Origin of the sequence: Yoonia sp., assembly GCF_014859355.1 — a bacterium.
Classification (GTDB): Bacteria; Pseudomonadota; Alphaproteobacteria; order Rhodobacterales; family Rhodobacteraceae; genus Yoonia.
Genome location: NZ_JACUUJ010000002.1, coordinates 79,123 through 98,848 on the forward strand (window position 1 = coordinate 79,123; position 19,726 = coordinate 98,848).

General features: G+C 56.1%; 14 protein-coding genes and 3 pseudogenes. 2 read left to right on the top strand and 15 right to left on the bottom strand.

The features are described 5' to 3' along the window. Nucleotides 1–184: 184 nt before the first annotated feature. Complete coding sequence (locus tag IBX59_RS01565; RefSeq protein WP_296371679.1) at nucleotides 185–2,296, bottom strand: S8 family peptidase; 2,112 nt, start codon at nucleotides 2,294–2,296, stop codon at nucleotides 185–187. A 308-nt stretch (nucleotides 2,297–2,604) separates the two neighbouring features. Here IBX59_RS01565 and IBX59_RS01570 point away from each other — a divergent pair, with 308 nt between their 5' ends. Continuing rightward, complete coding sequence (locus IBX59_RS01570) at nucleotides 2,605–3,153, top strand: manganese efflux pump (RefSeq protein WP_296371681.1); 549 nt, start codon at nucleotides 2,605–2,607, stop codon at nucleotides 3,151–3,153. A gap of 122 nt (nucleotides 3,154–3,275) precedes the next feature. Further along, nucleotides 3,276–5,144 (top strand): alpha/beta fold hydrolase, encoded by a 1,869-nt coding sequence (locus IBX59_RS01575; RefSeq protein ID WP_296371683.1) that lies wholly within the window; start codon nucleotides 3,276–3,278, stop codon nucleotides 5,142–5,144. A 21-nt stretch (nucleotides 5,145–5,165) separates the two neighbouring features. Here the strand turns inward: IBX59_RS01575 and IBX59_RS01580 are convergent, their stop codons facing one another. The 14 genes and pseudogenes from IBX59_RS01580 to IBX59_RS01645 all read right to left on the bottom strand — a co-directional run bounded on the left by IBX59_RS01580 (nucleotide 5,166) and on the right by IBX59_RS01645 (nucleotide 19,698). Further along, on the bottom strand, nucleotides 5,166–5,555 hold the full coding sequence (locus IBX59_RS01580; RefSeq protein ID WP_296371684.1) for a carboxymuconolactone decarboxylase family protein: 390 nt from the start codon (nucleotides 5,553–5,555) through the stop codon (nucleotides 5,166–5,168). Nucleotides 5,556–5,647: 92 nt separating this feature from the next. Further along, nucleotides 5,648–5,944, bottom strand: coding sequence for an ATP-binding cassette domain-containing protein (locus tag IBX59_RS01585; RefSeq protein ID WP_296371895.1), 297 nt, complete (start codon nucleotides 5,942–5,944; stop codon nucleotides 5,648–5,650). Between the two features lie 40 nt (nucleotides 5,945–5,984). After that, a pseudogene (locus tag IBX59_RS01590) lies at nucleotides 5,985–6,963 on the bottom strand (urea ABC transporter permease subunit UrtC); the annotation flags it as partial. A 117-nt stretch (nucleotides 6,964–7,080) separates the two neighbouring features. Then, nucleotides 7,081–7,707, bottom strand: a pseudogene (locus tag IBX59_RS01595) (urea ABC transporter permease subunit UrtB); the annotation flags it as partial. Nucleotides 7,708–7,729: 22 nt separating this feature from the next. Continuing rightward, nucleotides 7,730–8,654 (bottom strand): annotated as a pseudogene (locus IBX59_RS01600) (transporter substrate-binding protein). A 196-nt stretch (nucleotides 8,655–8,850) separates the two neighbouring features. Then, nucleotides 8,851–9,798, bottom strand: a complete 948-nt coding sequence (locus IBX59_RS01605) for an alpha/beta hydrolase (RefSeq protein ID WP_296371686.1) — start codon at nucleotides 9,796–9,798, stop codon at nucleotides 8,851–8,853. 30 nt (nucleotides 9,799–9,828) lie between these two features. Beyond that, nucleotides 9,829–10,602 carry a hypothetical protein gene (locus IBX59_RS01610; protein WP_296371688.1) on the bottom strand — a complete coding sequence of 258 codons (774 nt, stop codon included), beginning with the start codon at nucleotides 10,600–10,602 and terminating at the stop codon, nucleotides 9,829–9,831. A gap of 38 nt (nucleotides 10,603–10,640) precedes the next feature. Then, nucleotides 10,641–10,997, bottom strand: a complete 357-nt coding sequence (locus IBX59_RS01615; protein ID WP_296371690.1) for a hypothetical protein — start codon at nucleotides 10,995–10,997, stop codon at nucleotides 10,641–10,643. A gap of 88 nt (nucleotides 10,998–11,085) precedes the next feature. Then, nucleotides 11,086–11,937 carry a dynamin family protein gene (locus IBX59_RS01620; RefSeq protein WP_296371692.1) on the bottom strand — a complete coding sequence of 284 codons (852 nt, stop codon included), beginning with the start codon at nucleotides 11,935–11,937 and terminating at the stop codon, nucleotides 11,086–11,088. Next, entirely contained in the window at nucleotides 11,937–14,015 is a 2,079-nt protein-coding gene (locus tag IBX59_RS01625) for a dynamin family protein (RefSeq protein WP_296371694.1), read from the bottom strand. The genes IBX59_RS01620 and IBX59_RS01625 overlap by 1 nt, the downstream gene beginning before the upstream one ends. A gap of 165 nt (nucleotides 14,016–14,180) precedes the next feature. Continuing rightward, entirely contained in the window at nucleotides 14,181–15,365 is a 1,185-nt protein-coding gene (locus tag IBX59_RS01630; protein WP_296371697.1) for a hypothetical protein, read from the bottom strand. Between the two features lie 137 nt (nucleotides 15,366–15,502). Continuing rightward, the gene (locus IBX59_RS01635; RefSeq protein ID WP_296371699.1) at nucleotides 15,503–16,543 is read right to left on the bottom strand and encodes a protein phosphatase 2C domain-containing protein; all 1,041 of its coding nucleotides are present in this window, start codon (nucleotides 16,541–16,543) and stop codon (nucleotides 15,503–15,505) included. Next, the gene (locus tag IBX59_RS01640; RefSeq protein ID WP_296371701.1) at nucleotides 16,527–17,375 is read right to left on the bottom strand and encodes an FHA domain-containing protein; all 849 of its coding nucleotides are present in this window, start codon (nucleotides 17,373–17,375) and stop codon (nucleotides 16,527–16,529) included. The genes IBX59_RS01635 and IBX59_RS01640 overlap by 17 nt, the downstream gene beginning before the upstream one ends. A 61-nt stretch (nucleotides 17,376–17,436) precedes the next feature. Then, nucleotides 17,437–19,698, bottom strand: coding sequence for a serine/threonine protein kinase (locus IBX59_RS01645; protein WP_296371703.1), 2,262 nt, complete (start codon nucleotides 19,696–19,698; stop codon nucleotides 17,437–17,439). Between the last annotated feature and the right edge of the window lie 28 nt (nucleotides 19,699–19,726).

Sequence of the window (19,726 nt, forward strand, 5' to 3'; positions counted from 1 at the left end):
CCTGATGCCTGCCTCCGTGCCCTGCCAAGTCTGCCCGGTTGCGCCTTTTTTGTATGACGCTTTACGTTAAAAAAAGACTAGGCGAACAGGTGATTCGCAGTCAATCCCCTGATTCGTCGATTTTGGTCGGAATGGTGTCATTACACTGCTTTTATCCGCTTTTCTTGCGTCGGGCGTACAGCGATCAGAAGGTCATCTTGAAACCGATCAGTGCGCTGCTTTCGTTTCTGCCTGTGACATGGCCCTGATTGACAGCGTGAACGCCTTCAAACACAGTTTCCCAGTTGCGCCCAAGCGGTATCTGATAGGACAGGTTCAGGTTGGTTTGTCGGCTTGGCGGGCTTAGACCGAAGGCGATGTCATCATGATTGAAACCATCAGCCGACCGTGAGACGGGCAGGTTGATGGACGCCGAACCACCAGTAACGACCGTGGGGCGCGACAGGCCAAGCGTCATGCGATCGCCTTTGGAAAACAGGTTGCGATGGCCAAAGTCGACCCGCAGGCTGTTGAACGAAATTGCCGTGACATCCTGCAAGAAAGTGCTGCGCACCGATGTGGCATGACCCGCGTAGCCGTGGATGCTAAAAAAGGTGTCATCAGTCAGCGATGACATCATCGCCATTTCGACCGCCAGTGCATCCGTGCCCGTGCCTTGGTCTTGAGGGCTGGAAAGGCCGAGAAGTGCGCCGTTGTCGTGGATCGCGGCGACCCCCAGGCTGAACCGGCTGTTTCCGCTTGTGAACGTCCGCGCGACTGACAGCCCCACGGCGCTGTCGCTGCTGTCTTCGACTGGAACCGCGATGGTCGAGGTCAAGCCGGTCTGATCGTCGTGCCACTGCATGATCTGGTGGGCCTGATCGTAGACCATGCCGGTGATGGGCGGTGCGGCGACGCGCATCTGGGCAAGGTCGCTGCCCAGCAACTGTTCAAGCTTGCCATCCAGCAAGGGGGGCGCATCCGTGGTCGCCACCAGTGCATCCGCCGGCATCAGGAAACCGCCGCCCAGACTATCGGCCACCACAACCGAATGGCGTGACAGGGTCTGTGCCACGGCATTCCCCGTTGCCGCGCCGGTTACGATCATCGGGGCGTCGGTTGATCGTATCGTGCCATCGGCGAGTCGGACCGCCGTTTGACCGATGGGCAGAAGCGCGGCACGGATATCCAGAAACCCGTGACCGAATTCGTCACTGTAGCCATGCCAAAAACCGCTGGCCAGTTCGACTGTCGCGTCAGGTGCGAAAAAGGAATTATCGGCTGACGCCAGCAAACGAAGGCGCAGGTCATGCGGATGAAGATCCGGAAACGCCTCGCCCAGCAGGGCGAGCGCGCCCGACACCTGCGGTGCAGCAAAGGATGTGCCAATCACGAAATCATAGGCCGTGTCCGATGATGCGCTTGCGGCAGTCCAGCTTCCGTCGGCGACCAGACACCAACGCGCCGCCTCATGACAGGGGGCCGATATACGGGTGACCGACTGTATCTTGTCATCGTCAAAGCCGGGTACGCCGCTGATCACAGCAAGCCACCCCGGTTCAAGTGCGGGGCGCAGCAGTGGCAAGGCTTCCATCAATGTTGCTGTTGTCCCGTCAACATTGTTCGAGGCCGCAAAAACGACAACGCCATCTGCTGTATATGTATCAAGTGCGGACAGATAAGCGGCCCCGTCCGCACTGCCAAAAGTTTGGTTGAAGCTGGACGAATTGATTTTTGAAATGGGGTATCCCCATGAATTGTTCTGCGCCACCGCGCCAAGCCGCGCCGCTTCTTGCGTGGCAGATGCCATTGCGGCAAGGTTGGCAAACGACCCGAACGCAAGGTCTGCGCCGGGCGCAATGCCGATCATGGTTGCGGAATTGCCCGCGATGACCGACGCGACTTGCGTGCCGTGATCAGTGACATCCAGTGATGATTGCGGCAATTCAAGCGCCTTGCCGGCGAATGCTTCATGCGTTGTCAGAAACCCGCTATCCACCACAGATACGGTTTGCCCGCGTCCTGTCAGCCCGATCGCATGCGCATATTCCGCCCGTGCTGCGGCAAGCGGATAACTGTCGTATTTCGGAATTGCGGATTTTCCAAAGCTCCATGAGTTGCGTTGTCGTGTATAACGCGGATCCTCTTCGCGGAGCTGGGTCGCGATAACGTTCTGCGTATCCGTGAAGGTTTCCAGATAGAAAACTGACAAGACCTCTGACGCGGCTGTCGCGAAATCTGTGAGTGACGGCGCGAATGCGTCATCATCGCCGTCCTGACAGGCTGCGACCAGCATGCCAAGTGCAAGAAGACTCAATCGGCCAAAAGCCACATTGCACCCTTTTTTTCGCATCATTGTTTTACCGAGTCGCTATGGGGCGAAGTAGCCCGGTGGCGCGAAAAAATCCATCATATCCGATTTTGTGTTGCAAAAGTGTCAACAGTTCGGCGCGATTGTGACGGATTTGTGCGGTATCGCTCATATCTCAGTGCGCCACAGTCAAGATGCAATCTGAGGCGACACCTGTGTGGCGCAGCAAATGCCTTGTCTGCAAAGCGAGCGAGGACACAGCAGAAAGAATTGTCTACTCGTCGCGGGGGCGGACCTGCTCTAGCATTTGACGCATGGTTTTGGAGCTGATTCTTTTAGGCGTTGTCATTGGTGCAAATAACTTTGCGACCGCCTTGATGCTGGGCGCGCTTGGCCACCACAAGAAGCGTTGGCGCATCATCATCACCTTTGCGATGTTCGAATTCTGGGTGCCCCTTATCGGCCTGTGGATTGGCCGCACGATTGCCACGCTGGTGGCATTTCAGGTTGGATGGATCGGCCCTGTTCTGTTGGCATGTCTGGGTGTTTGGATGCTGACCCAAGCGGGCCGCCAGTCGGCCGATGATCGGATCAAGGCAAAAGCTCTGACCGGTTGGGGTGGGCTTCTTGCGCTTTCAGCCTTGCTGAGCCTTGATAACCTGATCATCGGCTTCAGCCTTGGTTTCAGCGACATTCCTGCCTTGGTCGTGGCTGTGGTGATCATGATGTTTTCGGTTGCTTTTTCCTGGATCGGACTGAAACTTGGGAACAGGGCCAAGGGCTATTACGCGACATTGGCCGAAATTGGCTGTGCGCTGCTTTTGCTGGGCATGGCAGGGGTGAGCCTGTCTGGCCGAGTGTGATATTAATCCGGGCAAAGGGTTTGTGGTTTGATGTCGGTTAATGTGCCGGCTGTCTGTCTGGGTGATCAAAGAAACTGAATGGGTCTTTGCGCGGTTTGGCGCACCCTGTGATGAGGACGCGCATGCCGGAAAAAAACCATAAAACACTGGGAAAGCAACCAAGTGCAGCACCTGAACCCGCTGTGCTACCACTGCCTGTCGCCGAAGAATCGCGTTCAGGGCTGGATGCTGAGCCCCCTGAAATTGTGCGAAACCTTCCCTTTGATACGCCGGATCGTTACAGCACGAAAAGTCTTGACCGGGCGGCAAATGCGCATCTGGCCCGCTTCACTTTGGGCATTTCCCCCTATGGGCTGACGTCAACATGGGTGGCGTGGTGGACGCATCTGGCAGGGTCGCCGGGCAAACAGTTGCAGTTGATCGAAAAAGCGACCCGCAAAGCGATGCGTCTTGCGGTGCATGCGGGTGAACTTGCCCGCTATCCTGATGCGGCACCTTGTATTGAACCCTTGCCCCACGACCACCGGTTTGATCACGACGCCTGGCACAAATGGCCGCATAATCTGATGTACCAAGGTTTTTTGCTGACGCAGCAGTGGTGGTATAATGCGGCGAGCGATATTGACGGGCTTAGCACACGCGAAGAACAGGTTATTTCTTTTGTCAGCCGTCAGCTATTGGATATGGTATCGCCTTCCAACTTTGTGGTCACAAACCCTGAGGTTGCCGCTGCTACACTTCGCGAAGGGGGGGCGAACCTGCTACGCGGCTTTCAGAACTTTCTGGAAGATTGGGAGCGTGCAATTTCCGGCAAACTTCCTCTTGGCACGGAAAATTTCAGGCCTGGTCACGCGGTCGCGGTGACGCCGGGCAAGGTTGTTTTCCGCAATCGGTTGATTGAGCTGATCCAATATACCCCCCAGACAACCAAGGTGAAACCCGAACCTATCCTGATCATTCCCGCGTGGATCATGAAGTATTACATTCTTGATCTGAGCCCGCATAATTCGCTGGTCAAATACCTTGTCGCGCAGGGTTTCAGCGTGTTCATGATTTCATGGCGCAACCCCACGGCAGAAGACCGTGATCTGGGGATGTCGGATTATCTTGAGGCCGTGACAGAGGCTCTGGATGCCGTCAGCGCCATCGTCCCTGATGTGAAAATTCATGCGGTGGGATATTGCCTTGGCGGCACATTGATGGCGGCAAAAGCGGCGCAAATGGCGCGGGACCGCGATAACCGCCTTGCCACATTGACACTTTTGGCGACGCAGACAGATTTCGAAGAACCCGGAGAGCTTCAGCTTTTTGTCAGCGAAAGCGAGGTTGCCTATCTTGAGAACATGATGTGGGATCAGGGCTATCTGGACACAAAGCAAATGGCGAGCGCATTTCAATTGCTGCGCTCGGCTGATCTGATCTGGTCGCGTTATGTGCATGAATACCTGATGGGCAGCCGGCAAGAAATGTTCGACCTGATGGCATGGAATGCGGATGCGACACGGATGCCGTATCGGATGCACAGCGAATATTTGCGCAAAATGTATCTGGGCAATGAACTGGCCGAGGGAAAGTATATGATCGACGGCAAACCCGTCACCGTGCGCAATATCCGGGTGCCGATTTTCTGTGTCTCAACCTTGACCGATCACGTGGCCCCATGGCCGTCAGTTTACAAACTGCATTTGCTTGCAGATACGCAGATCACGTTTGTTTTGACCACCGGAGGTCATAACGCGGGGATCGTGAATGAACCGGGACGAGAGGGCCGGAGCTATCAATTATGCACGACTGAAAAAGGTGAAACATACGTCGCGCCAGAAGATTGGCAGGCGGCTGTCGATCGCCAGCAAGGGTCATGGTGGCCTGCGTTTGTCACGTGGTTGTCAGACCGATCCGGCACCCCGGTCACCCCGCCGCGCATCGGGGCAAGCAAAGGGCGCTATCGCCCGATTGATAATGCGCCGGGGTCGTATGTCTTGCAGCGATGACGCTTTATTTGGGTGACTGCGTCAAAGCAAACCCTCTTCTTCCAACACTTTACGGGCGGCGCGAAAACATTCGATCGCTTGTGGCACACCGCAGTAAATGCCGATCACGTGGATGATGGCGCGGATTTCATCAACCGAAACGCCATTGTTCAGCGCGCCGCGGCAGTGAAGTTCCCATTCGTGCATTTTGCCAAGCGCACCGAGCATAGACAGGTTCATCATCGAACGGGTCTTTGCGTCGATCACGCCGTCACCCCAGCCAAACCCCCAGCACCAGGCTGTCATCGCTTCCTGAAACGGACGGTTGAAATCATCGGCGGCAGCAAGGTTGGTTTCGACATAACCCGCGCCAAGCGTCGCCTTGCGTTGTTCCAGCCCTTTTTTGAAAAGGTCTTCATCAAAAATGGTCATGCGGTCCTCGGCTTTGGCTGTTGCTTTGGCCTATGATGTCGCACATGCCGATGCGTGGGTAAAGATGCTGCCATCGCCCTGATATGGCCGCCTTAAAGCGCCAGTTCACCACCGCGCCGGGCCTTCATATCCAGCAGCACAGGAAACGGGCGAAAGATCTGATCGGGGATCGTGCGGTTGGATTTGGGCAGGCAGGCAAAGACGGTTTCAAGGTTTTCCTGCACGCTCATCAACGGGAAAATCTTGCGGTCTTGGGGAACATAGGCGATGCCGGCCCGCGCGGCGGCAAAGGCGGTGGGGTGATCAAGCATTTGCCCGCTTACTGACCGGCAGCCACCGGAATAGGGGTGCCGCCCCGATATCGCCTTGAAAAGGCTGGTTTTGCCCATACCGTTGGGGCCGATCACGGCGCGTAATTCGGGTTCACAAATCTGTCCATTGGATTGTGTAAAAAAGCAAGGTTGATCGCCGGTGCGTCGCCGCCGGTGAACCAGTTGGACAAAAGCGCAACAAACGTCGCGCCGCTGGCCGTGCCATAAAGCCGCCCGCGCCCGCCGATGGCGACCCAGACAGCAAGGTAGATCGACGCGATCGGCGCGATTTCAGCGGGGTTGATGATGCCTGGTTGGGGATAATACAGCGCGCCCGCAACCCCGGCGACCATCGCTTTCAGGGTAAAAATGAACAGTTTGTAGCGTTCGACATGATACCCAAGAAACCGGACGCGCGCTTCGTTATCGCGGATCGTCTTGTTCACGCCGCCGAATTTACCTGACGCGACCCATGCGCACAGCAGATACCCCAATGCCAATGCCAATGCCAATGCCAACGCCAGCGCAGAGGCGTAAAAGAAGGCCAGCGAAATCGTGGATTGCGGTGGCTATTCAAAGCCGGGGATGTTCTGCAGCCCCGACAGGCCGTTGTTGCCGCGCAAGCCGCTGTCATTCTGGAACTGGTAAAGCGCCAGCGCCAGTGTGCCTGCCTGTGTCAGGATCGACTGGTAAACCCCGGTGACCCGGCTGCGGAAGGCATGCCAGCCAACGACCAGTGCCAGCAGCCCCGGCACCAGCACCACTATCAGCAATTGCAATGGCAGGCTGTCGGCAAAGGCCCAGAGCCTTGGAAATTCGGAACTGCCAACCACCCCGAAAATCTGGTTTCCGATGGCATAGCCGCCAACCCCGAAAAAGGCGAAATGCCCAAGACTGGGAATGCCACAATATCCAAACACCACGTCCATTGCGATGGCGACAAGACACAGGCAGAGTGTTTTGCCCAATGTTTTCACAAATGACGTGGAAATAACACCGATGCCTGTCTCTGAGAGCATCGTCACGCCGATAATGAATAGGCTGAGCGCCACAAGTAACCACAAGGTTGATGGGTTGCGCATCAAAAAACTTTTCATGAAATGGGCCTTTGTTGGGCGAGGTTTTGCGCCGCGCGATGCGCGTCGCCAAGCTGGAGGGGTTTCACCCCTCCAGACCACCCCAAGGTATTTTTGAACAAAAGAAGGGGTATGCGTCTAATCCGCGGCGGCGCGGCCTTTGAGGGCGACGATGCCCTTGGGCCGGAACTGGATAAAAAGAATGATGAAGATGATCATGAAGGTTTGCGCGGCAAGGGTGTTGGACGGGTTGAACCATTCGATCCCCTTTTGCAAAAAGCCGATCAGTGAAGCGCCCGCCAGTGTGCCCCAGACGTTGCCAACGCCGCCTACCACGACTGTCATGAAGGATTACACGATATAATCCGCGCCCGTTTCAGAAGTGACTTTGGCATAAACTCCGATCGCCACGCCTGTAATTCCAGCGATGCCGGACCCCAGCCCGAAGGTCAGCAGGTTGATCCCCATGGAGGCCGCCATGCCGGGATTCTGGGTGACGGGGCGCACTTCCAACCCGAGGCGCGTCCGTTTGAGAATGTAGATGATCAGCGCCAGCACAAAAATCGCAACCCGGATATAGCTGATCTGGAGGATCTCGCTGAACACCAATGCGCCGTCCAGCCATGCGGGTGATGTCAGGGGGAGGGCCTGTGTGCCAAAGATATTTTTCGCCAGTTGTTGCAGCGCGATCGAAATGCCGAATGTCGCCAGCAGAGTTTCCAGTGGCCGGTGGTACAGGTGGCGGATAACCAGCCGTTCCATGGCAGCCTCCGCACCGCGGCGTGGTTCAGTAGTTGCATGTCAACTGCACGCAGGTTTGCGTTTCGGTGTTATACATCCCGCAACCAAGTGTCTGCCAATCCGAGATCAGCACAGCGCTTTCCGGCAGGAAATCTGTCCATGCGTCGCCGGGCACTTCGGTGGTTTGGCTGATGATGTCAAACTGCCCATCGGCCTGAATTTCACCAATCAGCACCGGTTTGGCGAGGTGGTGGTTCGGCAGCATAACGGCCGTGCCATCGGTCAGATTTGGAAATTCCTGCCCGTACATCGCGCTGCGCAAGTCATCGACAACGGTTGTGCCTGCCTTTATCACTGCGTTCGCCCACATGTTGAAACCGATATAATGCGCCTCCATCGGGTCGTTGGTAACGCGGTTTTCACCCATGAACGCCTTTCATGCGGCGATGAATTCCACGTTGGTGGGGTATCTGCGGACTGGAAATAGTTCGCCGCAGGAATCGCCTGCTGGTTCGGCGCGGCACCGGTGTAGAACACATTGCGCGCGCTTTCTTCGCCTTCATATTGCACAGGATAGAACAGCAGTCCGTTCAGTTCCTCGATTACCGGCAGCACGGATTTGTGATTGACGCTGGTCCAGTTGCCAAAGATCATGCCCACCTCGGATACGGTCAGCAATTCGCGAGCTATTTCGGCAAACAGCGGCCAGTCGGACACAGGGTCAAGTCGGACACAGGGTCAGCCACGACGGCCTCGATCTCGCAGTCCAAAAGATCGCCCGCCGCGTTTTGCTGTGCGATCAGCATCAGCATCACGTCTTTCAGCGTGGTTTCGGAAATGGCCATCGACCCTGACAGCGAATGCAGCATGCCGACCTTGATCGGGGCGGCGCAATCTTGTGCGGTGGCGATACCAGTGGTGGCCAGCGAGGCCGCAAGCGCGGATGCACTGATAAATGTCTTATGTGGCATCAATATATGTTCCCGTTTTATCGCGGCGTTGCCCTATGAACGGTTCGACCGGCATGGTAACAGGGTGTCCGCAACAGTGATGTTGTCGCCGCGCAGCGTGTCTCAGGCTGCGGGCGCTCAATTCAGGCATAAATGCTGAATTGTAAATTTCAGCGCCGTCAAAACGGAAAATGCCAGTTCATAAGGCAGGGCAGAATCAATTCTTTGGAATGGCGGCAAAGAATGGGCGCCATGCGGCAATCACCGTATCCGGACATTCTTCGGCCAGATAATGCCCGCCGGGCAAGGCCCAGCCGCGCACATCGGTGGCCCGTTCACGCCACAGCGCCAAGCAATCAAAATGCGCCTCTATCGCGCCATCCCGGCCCCAGAGCGCCAGCAGAGGCATGGCCAGTTTGCGGGGGTCTGCATCATCATGGGCGATGTCGATCGTTGCGGCGGCGCGGTAATCTTCGCAAGCGCCATGAATGGCTGCTGGATCGGCAAAGCGGGTCAGGTATTCATCCAGCGCCTGTTGCACGAAAGGTGTCAGGCCAGCCTTGCCCGCCCCACATTTGGACAGCCAGAAAAACGCAGGGTCAGGTTTGATCAAAGTTTCGGGGAAAGGGTGCGGCAGCGTCAGCCAATACCAGTGCCAATAGGTGTGGGCAAAGGCACTGCCGGCGTCGCGATACATTTCGCGCGTGGGCGCGATGTCTAACGTGGCAAGTGCCAGCACTCGGTCGGGGTGATCGGCGGCCAGCCGATGCGCCACACGCGACCCGCGATCATGCGAACCGACAAGAAACCGATCATGCCCCAACGCATCCATCACCGCCAGAATATCGCCTGCCATCGCACGTTTGGAGTAGGGCGTGTGCTGCGCATCGGTGACCGGTTTGAACGACCGGCCATACCCACGCAGGTCAGGGCAGATCACCTGATGATCCCGCGCCAGATCTGCGGCAACGATATGCCACATCGCTGATGTCTGCGGATAGCCATGCAGCAGCACAACGGGTGGCCCGGACCCGCCGATTCTACAAAAGACAGGGCCATCGGCCGTTGCAAAATATCTTTCCTTGAAACCGTCAAAGAAAGTCTGGGCGACAGGTGCGGATGCGACGGCTGGATGCATGGTTACACCTTGTTCAATCGGGATCATCTTGCTGTCGTAGTCCCTGCCCAAATTCGCTTAATCACCAAAAATCTGCGTCCAGGATGCCAACAATGCGGGCAAACCATCTGCCGGGCCAGAGATCAGGCATTGTTCACCGTCAACCACGGCCAGACAAAGCATCTGATTGGGCTGTTTGGTTTGAATGCCGATCAACATCGGGGTTGCCGGTTTTCCCACAACAGATTTGTGGCGCTTGCGAAACAGGGTGATCTGGGTTTTCCAGATGTCTTGCAGGCGGGCTGTGTCGCCGGTGGTCTGGGGCGGTTGCCCATCCGCGACATGATAACTGGCGGTGATCAGTGCTACATTCGCTGCCACAAACTGCTGCAATGCGGTGGCTGGCTGTCGCACGGTATCGACCGCCCACGCGCTGGCAAGGGCCGCGGTCGCAACCCCGGCCTCGGCGCTGGAACCAAGCGGACGCGGTGCAGTGCTGATCACGGTGACCTGTGGTGTCGCGTCGCAAAGCTTTTTCAGAAGTGTGCCAATGGCCGCAAGTGGCGCGGGATCATCGCGTGAAAAGATTTGCCCCACGATGTCATCCTGCGCCGTAACATCGCCAGATATTTCGACAATGCCTTTCAAACGTCGCCCGGCCACAACCGCATGAACGTTTGTCTGGCCAATGCCAAAGATCAACGTGCGTTCCAGCACGGTGTCGTCGATTTCGCGCAAGATGGCAGCAAGTGGCGGCAGATCGTGGCTGATCAAGCGCTTGCCGTCTTTTAACCTGGCGTTTTTTTCAACAAGCGCCGCCAGTTTGGTGGCGATGACGGATCGGTCAGGCACAACACGCCCCCTTTGCGACAGTTGCGGGCCGAACAGCATCATGCACCATGGCTGATCTTCTCAAGACAGGGGCGGGCATCAGACAGAAAGCCCGGCACGTCAAGATTGGGTGCGCAGACGCAGCACAACACATCGCTTGGTTCTGATTCCGAACGTAGAAAGATCCTGAGCTGGTTTTTTGTGGCAACAAAGGCCACGTTGCCAGGATTCGCGCCCAGCATGACCATTTTGGCATCACCCAAAACAATCGCAGCTTCGGCGCACAGCATGTCCAGCGTTTCCCGCCGCAATTGCGTTTGTGAATTTGTTACCAGAACCATCTGAGTTGACAGATCGGCAAAGGCAACTGTTTCACAGCCGGCATGCCTGTCCTGCAATGCGTCCAAGTCATCCATGACCATGGTTTTTGCCCGCCTTTTTGCGCTTTTTGCACTTAACTACGTCAAAACAGGCCAAGGGGGAAGCCTGGACAAGCACGTGTTGTCAGGATGATCTGATGATCGGGTCAGTAAAAGCGGCCGTATTGGCAGGCAGTCGCGGTTTTGCTGTCTGGTCACTTTCGGTCGGGCGCATGACACGGCGGGGGGTTACGGGCGCCATCACCGGGGCGGGCAATTGCGTAACATTGGCATAGTTATACAATCCTTCGGGTGTCCGTGCTGCCAATTCAGACAGCCGCTGAATCATGTCGATCAGGTGATTCACAAAAGGGCCTGCGCCGCTTGCATCCCATTTATCAGGGTCGTCGCCGGCTTGAAGCGCCTGGATCAGTGAAATCGGGAATGTGCCGGCGAACTGGCCCTTTGTTTCGCGCATCACACGTTTTAGCACGCGGCGACGGTCATTTTCAGTTGTCAGTTTGTCAAATCGCGTGATCAGCAAGATCGAATTGTCGCGCACTAGTTGGGGGATCGTATCCCATACGGCCGACTCTGATTGGCGCCAGGCCTGCGTTGCATGGGTGCACCAGATGACAGCGTCAACTTCTGTCAGGACGCGTTCCCAGACGGTGGATGACATATTCGGGTCTGAAATCCCCGGGAAGTCGATCAGATCACAAACGTCAAGGATATCTGATTCAAGGAAAAGGCGGATCACCCGGGTTTCATGGACCGGGACGTTAATAAGCTGGTCAATCGATACGGGTTCGGTCGATCCGTCAACGTCAACCCGGTATGGGGCGTCGGTGCCATGCGACATCCAGACCGGTGACAAGCGGGTTGCAGTTACTTTTTCGGGCAGCGGGCGCGCGCCCAACAAAAGATTGGACAGCGTGCTTTTACCTGCGCTGAATTCACCCATCAGGGCAATACGGGGTTTGCGCTGCGCGGTCATCATGCTGCTCCTTCGATGGCGTCGGCACGCGTGTCGCTCAGTTCGTCAAAGATGAAATCGAACAGCTCTTGACGTTTCTGTTGCGCGGTTATGCCAAATATTTTTTCCAGTTCCGCAACGCCGATATGTGACTTTTCGCTCATATCCATCAGAAAACTGCGCTGTTCCAACAAAAATTCGCGCAGTTCCGCTTGCGCCATGCCGCGGATGACTTCCGCTTGCCGGATTTTCAGTTCATCCACGATCGGTGTGGTTTCTGCCTCAATCAAGTCATAGAAGCCGCTGGCAAAGGCGCGGTAACCTTTGCGACGTTGCCACCACCCTTTCCACCATGATGTTTGCAGGTCCAATGCGATGGTTTTGCCCAATGATACGGGCGCGGGGATTTCTGGCGCAGCAGGCGGCGTGATCGAAAAGTTTTCGACAGCAACCCCAAAAGCCGTGCGGTATGTGTCGGCCAGATCATTTGCCGCTGCCGCAAAGACCTGTTCGCAGGTCGATGCCACATTGCGGCGCATCACCTGATAGCTGGTGCGCAACAGCATCCGCAGGCCGTCGGGGCTGTATTGCCAAACTTCGTCTTCGCCATTGGTTTCAAGATGTTGCAGCAGCGATTCCAACGCCCGTTCAAGGAATCGCTTGTGCGATTGGTCTACCCGTGATGCAAATTGTTGAAACACGATATCCAACCGGTCATTCAGAAAGGTCAGGTTATTGGCTTCCAGATTGCGCAGGTGCATTTTCAGTTCGGCCTGCGGCATGATTTCGATAGCGTCACCATCCAGGCGCATCGACACCACCGAATCAGAGGCGCGCACGCCACCGACAAGGTTCAGCGCACGTTTGCGCGACGCAGCAAGGATTTCTGTGCCTGCGCCTTCGACGATGCGTTCTGACAGGGCTTTGTATAGCTGGGGAACACCGGAGAGATGCCAGACAAGTTCATTGATTTCCATGTCGGCGGTTTCAGCGCTCAACGATGCTTCGGCCCAGTTGAACATGGCTTCGGCGCTATCGGCAACAATGGCGTCAAGATTTTCTGCAAGTGCCATATTGGCCCAATAGGCGCTGCCAAAAATCAGCTCAGGATCCGCCGGGCCGTTGTTGTCGGCTAGGGTTTTCAAAATGCTGTCACGGATTTCAGGCACCTGGCTCGCGGGATCTGCCAATTCGTCGATCCGGTTCACGAAAATCACGACTTCACGTGATTTGACGTTCGCAATCAGCCGGATCAGCCCCATGTCCATCGAACTGAGCGCCTGATGTGCCGACAGCACGACGACGCAGATGCGGCTGTCACGCAGCGCGTTGATCGTGATTTGTTCGCGCATCATAAAGGTGTCGTTCACGCCGGGTGTATCACGCAGGCACAGCGCCATCGGAATTGCATCCGCCTTCAGGTAAAGATCGGCGGATTTGGTGATATCGGCAAAGCGGCCTTGCTGGTCTTGTTCGTCCAGATCTTCGAAATCGTCACCCATGCAGACATAGCGCTGCACAAGATCATCATTGATGTCGGCGTAATTGTGTTTTTGACCCAGAAGAAGTTCAAATTTCCGGCCCAGGCGGGCTTTGGTTTTTTCACGCATTTCGGCGATCTGCGTTCGGATTTTTTCCAGTTCGTCGTCAGCACCGGCCCGGCTCGATAATTCACCGATTCGGCCGCCGTTTTCGACCAGATGGTCCCATTCGTTCTGACTGAAGAATTGAAAGGTCGCTGTGGGGGCATCCGCAGGCAAGGGCGTATTCAAGTGTAGCGACGTCACAACCGACGTCCATGGGTTTACGTCAGCGGGCAGCAGATCAGGCCGGCCGATCATCGCGTTGACCAGCGAAGTCTTGCCCGACTTGATTTGCCCAATCATGGTTACGCTTGGTTCAAATGCACGTAATTGCTTGATAATGCGGACAGATTTTTTTTCTGCGTCAGCTCCGCCCAGTTTTACAATATCCGCCAGCGTCAATTCGAGGTCGTTGACCTCGTCATGAAATGCCTCAAGCTTTTCAAGGCCAAGCCGCATGAAAGGGTGATGGGCTGCCGGAACCTTGTAACCGTCCCCCTTTGTCAGCTCTTCCATTTTCATCCTAGTCCGTCCTCAATTAAAAATTGGGTGTTCACCAGTCATTTGTCCGCAGTTGCGCCAATGGATGCGATCAACACCTGTTTATTGCTATTATGGAAACAGATCAGAACGGCAAAAATATGGCGGCTGTTTTAGAAATCGGCCAAGTTTTGTCACGGTTTATGCAGCAAGATCCGCCTGAAGCTCATGCTTGATCTGAATCATCAGGCTGAGCGCCTCGACTGCGGCGCTGTCGCGCTTTTCCATTTGCATCAATTGGACAAGGTCTGCGGCATCCATCGCGGTGTCGCGCACACGGGTCAGCGCCGGGTCGGCATCATCACCATTCGCGTTCAGATATTCACTAAGCCATTGCAGATGTTCCACCGTTTTATCCATGATCTGTGCCGGGGCGGCGTCCCCCAATTCGGCCGCCAGATCAAGCAATGTCTGACTTTGATCGATGATATAATCCAGCACATGTTCATACGCCGCACGAGTCGCGGGGTGCAGGGTTACGGTTCTTTCGTCAGAATGCGCCGTGTGGTCATCGGCAGGCACAATGTCTGCGGCTGGTGCGGGTGCATCAGGCGCAACGACGACGGGTTCAGGGTCAATTGCCGCAAGGTCCGACACGTCGTTTGATTGCGGTGTTTCCAGTTGCGCGGCGGCGTTGCTGATCGCATCGGGGTGTTGCAAAAGCAAAACCTCGGCCATGTCCAACGTCGATTGGTGGCCCATTTCGACCTGTTTCAGTATTGCGGAAATCAGTGCCAACCCGCCACTGCTGCGCATCTTGTTCTTATCGACGCTGCCATCGGGCTGGCGCGCGGCCAGGGCATCGCGGGTCGCGATCGGCATTATCTGGTTGAATTCATCCCGTGCGACATCCCGGATGGTGTCCAGCGTTGCATCCAGCACCCCTTCGGCCATCAGCGTGTCGGCCTTGGTGACCATCAGAAAACCATGATCCTTGATCAGGTCCGGCATCTGTCCCCAAATTGCCTGTTCGGCTGGACGAAATGCCTGTGAACACCAAATTGCGATATCACAGCGTTTGGACGCCCATTGGCTGGCCCGCTGCAGGGCGGTTGGGTCATGCGGGGCGACCACCTCTAGCACGGAAATCTTACGCAGTGCAGGTAAGGGTAACTGCATTTCGACAAAGGCAGGTGACAGCACCGCGACCTGTTGGACATCACTGTGCGACAGCGTTTGCCGAGTGCCGTCAGGCAAGGTGCAAATTGTCTGCGCTGTCTTGTTGAAAGACAATTGCAGGGTGGGCAGGCGCAGGCCTTCCGCCATGATGTCGGCGCCAACAAGCAGGTTGACCAAATTTGATTTGCCCGATCCAGGCAAGCCCATCAAGGCAATCCGTACAGGTTGTTCCAGGCGCGCCAGGATCTTTGTTGCGCGATCCTGAACCTCGGGGGGCAGACGACCGCCCGCGATCGCTTGGGTTAGGTCGTGCTGTATCTTTTTTTTACGCGCTTGATCCGACATTATTTTACTCCGGCAGCAATTTTCGCTGGCGGCAAAGATGATTCCTCATCTGATGCTTTCGTATCTGATGGGTTCAATGATTTCAGCGGTTTCACCTGCTTTACCTTCGGCGCTGGCGCCTTGTGCGGTGTGACGGCAGCGATCGGTTCTGGTATGGCAACATCGTTCAATTCGACCAGACGGGTGATAGACGCGTCGTGCGTTTCGACATGGCCCAAAGGCTTGGCGCGGATGGCGCGGATTACGGGTTTGTTGTGGTTCAGCTTGATGACCGAAAACGATACGTTATCCTGATCCGGGTCGGCGAGGGATTCAATCGCTTCGAGCAGATATCCAGCGATTTCGGCGCTTTTGCGGCGGCGATAACGGTGAAGGATCTTTTGAATTTGCTTGTCCTCAAGGTATTGCAAACCATCGCTGGAGACGATCACAATATCGCCGACCTCAAGCTGAAAAGGTATTTGGGGGCAATCCGATTTGGCAACACGTTCCCCCAGAATAACCGAGGTCAGGCAGTTGCGATCAGGGTGGTTTTTTCCTGCTTCGGGCGCCAGCAATCCCGACTTTACCATAAAGTCGATCTGGGGCGCCATGGAATGGTCTTCGTTCAGTTGTTGCAGTTTGCCGCCCCGGAAATGATAGAGAGGCGAATCGCCAATCGACATCCAGAACATCCGGTTCTCAATCAAAACCAATGATACAAGCGTGGCCCCCATTCCGCGGGTTTCGGGGTTCTGCTGGACATGCGCACGCACGCAATTATTCGCATTTACGGCCGCCGAGGTCAAAAATTGCGGGATCTCGTTTTCGAAATCGGCAAAGTTCGCGCTTTGGAATTTCAGTTCACTGAAAACTTCTGTCACAACGATCTTGCTGGCAACATCACCAGCCGCATGGCCGCCCATGCCATCTGCCAAAACGACAACGCCGCTATCGGCGCCAAATGGGAAATCGGTGACGATGGCATCTTCTTGATAATCGCGGCCACCCTGGCAGATTGCTGATGCGACATCAAAACGTGGTTCAGGCGATCGCCACATCTTCGTTCTCCTCGTTTGTGCCGTTGGACCAGTTGAATGTTTCGTCACACAGCGCCACAAACCGCAGCACCGTTTCACCGATGCGGATGATATCACCTGATCTCAGTTTTTCATTACTGATCAGCGGTTTTTCGTTCAGCCGCACGATGTTTGATTTGCCACCGTGCCCTAACAGAAATTCTTTGCTTTGGGGATCATAGACAATTGCTGCATGGTTGGTGCGCGAAATGGCGTTATCCCCGAAATCAAGCTGCACAGCCTGATCTTCGCCACGGCCAATTTGCGACATGCCTGCCATTAGCGAAAAGCTTTCGCCGCGCCCCGGACCTTCGGCAATGACAATCCAGCCAACGGGGAACTTTGCGCGTTGTGTTGCTCCGGCTTTTGGTGCGTCATTGAACAAATCAACGACATCACCGTTTGATTTTTCAAAGCCGATCAATCGGGTTTTGGTGCGCCGCGACCGTGCCGGTGATCTTGCGGCGGCGACAATGCTGGCCTCTTGTGGGGTAGGCGCGTGCTGTGCCGTTGGCTGACCGTCATCTTCCATGTCCCAGATGCTCATCGGGTGTGCAGGTTCCGCCACGGGCGCTGCGTCCGGCGTTGGGGCGGCCGATTGTGCGGCGATCAGCTTGGCATTGACGCTATTCAGCATGTCCAATTCGCCGTGACCGCCTTCGTCATCTTCAATGGCGTGGCGTTGCAAAACCTCTTGTTCTTCGGTCAGTGCGCCGATGGTGTCGCGGTATGACTGTTCCAGCGCATCCACCTGGTTGGTCTGCGTTTGTGCCGCGTTCCGCTTTTTTCCGATAAGTGCCCGAATAAAATTCATCTTTGCTACCTTATAGTTTGTTGCAAAGGCGTCGATCCAGCGGCGCCCTGACGCGGTTTAATTATTGATCCATGTTCATGGAGGCGACCCACATGCTGCCTTCACGCTGCACCGCAAACATGAACTGTGTGGTTCCCGTGTCGATCTCACGTTCTAGAATGGTTGCCAGTGTATCACGGGCTGTGATGCGTTCTGATGTGGGGATGTAGGATGTTACGATGTCGCCGGGCCGCAGGTCTGAGGTGGTGTTCGAGGGCACATCAACGACAACGGTCCGCCAGTTGGAACCGGCAAAGGACGACTGAAACCTGATCCCGTTCAACATGACGATGTCTTGGATGACCGGCATGATCCACGCACGATCCGCGGTTTCGCCCGTTGCCGGGTCACGGGTGCCAAAAACCACCTGCACCGTGTCGCCCTGTGATGCCTGCTGATTGGCACGCAAGGTTGCCGGAATGTCGCCAATGCTGTCAATCGGCGTGCCGTTCACCGCCGTGATTTCCAGCCCTGGACGCACCCAAACCGGCGTGACTGCGCCCAAAGCGCCAACGACATTTGACCCGGGCGCATCGGATTGGAAGGGCAATTGCACAGACCATACGGATACCACACTAGGCGGCGGCAATTCGTTGCCGGGGGTCACGGCGTCAATGTCGATGATCAGTCCGTTGCCAACGGCGGCGACGGACTCTGGCGTGGCCGCGAACACAAGGTCGGCCATTTCAGTTTCGACGATGGACCGGCTGACGCGCAGTTCGGGAAATGCGATCGCCGCGGCCGGTTCCGTGCTTGTGGGGCGCGGGGTCATCACGGGTTCTGGAACAGGCTGCGTGACGACTGCCGTCATGGCCGCGATTTCCACCGCGTCCGCGCGGGGCACAGGGCGGATTTCCGGTGTTGCAATGTCGTCACTTGCTGCAACAGGGCCACCGATGATCCCAGCGTCTGTCCCGGTTCCGATTTCGGGGGCTGCTGTATCTGTTGTCAGTGTTGGTGTGGGCTGGGCCTCGGCCATGACGGGTGCCGGATCAGCAATCGCGTCAGGCGCAACATTCGCTGACTGCACGGGCGCCGCCGGCAAGTCTGGTGCGGCTGGTTCAAAAGCAGGCGGTGCAGATGCAGGCGCTGTGGCCGGTTGATCCAGCACGGCTGTTTCAGTCACAACAACAGGTGGTGTGTCTGAAGGCACTGCGACAACCGTCGAAACAGCGGTATCGTCACGACCCGGCATAAGCATCACACCGACGCCCACCATAATCGCCAGCACTGCCGCAGACCCAAGAAGCATTGGCAGTTTTGATTTTTGTTGCGGCGCAGCCACATCGATGACAGGGGCCGCTTTCGCGGCTGGCTTGATCGCCGTTCCCACCTTCAGTGGTGTGACATTTCCCGGAAGACCATCCATCATGTCCAGCCATTCCCGGGCGGATTGCAGACGATCCTTTGGCAGTACGGCCAAAGCCTTGTCGATGGCGGCCAAGAACGAATCTTCGTATTCAGTGATCCGGCCGACCAATGGCACATAAGGGTCGGGTTCGCTGGATGCGACGGCGGCCAAACGCGCCTGGCTGTTGGGGGGCACTTGTTTGGCAATCAAATGGTAAAAGGATGCAGCCAAGGCATAAAGATCGCTGCTGGGGCCTTGCTCGCTGCCTGCGATGTAAAATTCCTGTGGCGAATATCCGTCCTTGACCACGCGCAGGGCCGACAGAACCCGGCTTTGCTTTGTTGCCTGTTCGCGGGCTGCACCGAAGTCAATCAACACAGGGTGAAACTGCGCATTGATAAGGATGTTGTCGGGCGAAATGTCGCGGTGAAGGATCCCTTGTTCGTGGATGAAACCAACAGCGCCAAGCGCTTCTTTCAGGATCACCTTGATCTGGGTAGGGGTCAGCCCGTGGTTGGGGTCTTCGATCGTATCAAGCAGGTCGCGCCCTTCCACAAAATCGAGCGCCATATAGGCCGTTTCGTTGTCTTCAAAAACCTGATGCACCCCCACAATGTTGGGGTGATCCAGTTTCGCAAGGCTGCGCGCCTCTTGGACGAACAGGCGGACGATAGATTTCAATTCGTTCTGATGCGCGCGCGACCGGGCCTGCACCACATAGCGGCTACGGCGGCAAAATGCGCCGGGGAAACATTCCTTGATCACGATCTTGCGGTCCAGGCTGTCCCGCGCAAGATATGTGATCCCGAAACCACCTGCGTTCAGGAAACTTTCGATCGTGTACTGGCCGTGCATCAGTTTTGTGCCTGGCTTCAGTTCATCGACGAAGCTGTCCTTGTCGTCTGTGTTTTCTTTCACCAGTGGCTTACCCATCTCACATCCAGCTCTCAACTTGCGGTGG

Excerpts from the sequence above, each read along its gene's own strand:
- IBX59_RS01615 (WP_296371690.1), bottom strand. The coding sequence starts at position 10,997 with ATGGATGACTTGGACGCATTGCAGGACAGGCATGCCGGCTGTGAAACA.
- IBX59_RS01575 (WP_296371683.1), top strand. The coding sequence starts at position 3,276 with ATGCCGGAAAAAAACCATAAAACACTGGGAAAGCAACCAAGTGCAGCA.
- IBX59_RS01605 (WP_296371686.1), bottom strand. The coding sequence starts at position 9,798 with ATGATCCCGATTGAACAAGGTGTAACCATGCATCCAGCCGTCGCATCC.
- IBX59_RS01585 (WP_296371895.1), bottom strand. The coding sequence starts at position 5,944 with ATGGGCAAAACCAGCCTTTTCAAGGCGATATCGGGGCGGCACCCCTAT.
- IBX59_RS01630 (WP_296371697.1), bottom strand. The coding sequence starts at position 15,365 with ATGGGCTTGCCTGGATCGGGCAAATCAAATTTGGTCAACCTGCTTGTT.
- IBX59_RS01580 (WP_296371684.1), bottom strand. The coding sequence starts at position 5,555 with ATGACCATTTTTGATGAAGACCTTTTCAAAAAAGGGCTGGAACAACGC.
- IBX59_RS01640 (WP_296371701.1), bottom strand. The coding sequence starts at position 17,375 with ATGAATTTTATTCGGGCACTTATCGGAAAAAAGCGGAACGCGGCACAA.
- IBX59_RS01570 (WP_296371681.1), top strand. The coding sequence starts at position 2,605 with ATGGTTTTGGAGCTGATTCTTTTAGGCGTTGTCATTGGTGCAAATAAC.
- IBX59_RS01625 (WP_296371694.1), bottom strand. The coding sequence starts at position 14,015 with ATGGAAGAGCTGACAAAGGGGGACGGTTACAAGGTTCCGGCAGCCCAT.
- IBX59_RS01645 (WP_296371703.1), bottom strand. The coding sequence starts at position 19,698 with ATGGGTAAGCCACTGGTGAAAGAAAACACAGACGACAAGGACAGCTTC.
- IBX59_RS01635 (WP_296371699.1), bottom strand. The coding sequence starts at position 16,543 with ATGTGGCGATCGCCTGAACCACGTTTTGATGTCGCATCAGCAATCTGC.
- IBX59_RS01620 (WP_296371692.1), bottom strand. The coding sequence starts at position 11,937 with ATGACCGCGCAGCGCAAACCCCGTATTGCCCTGATGGGTGAATTCAGC.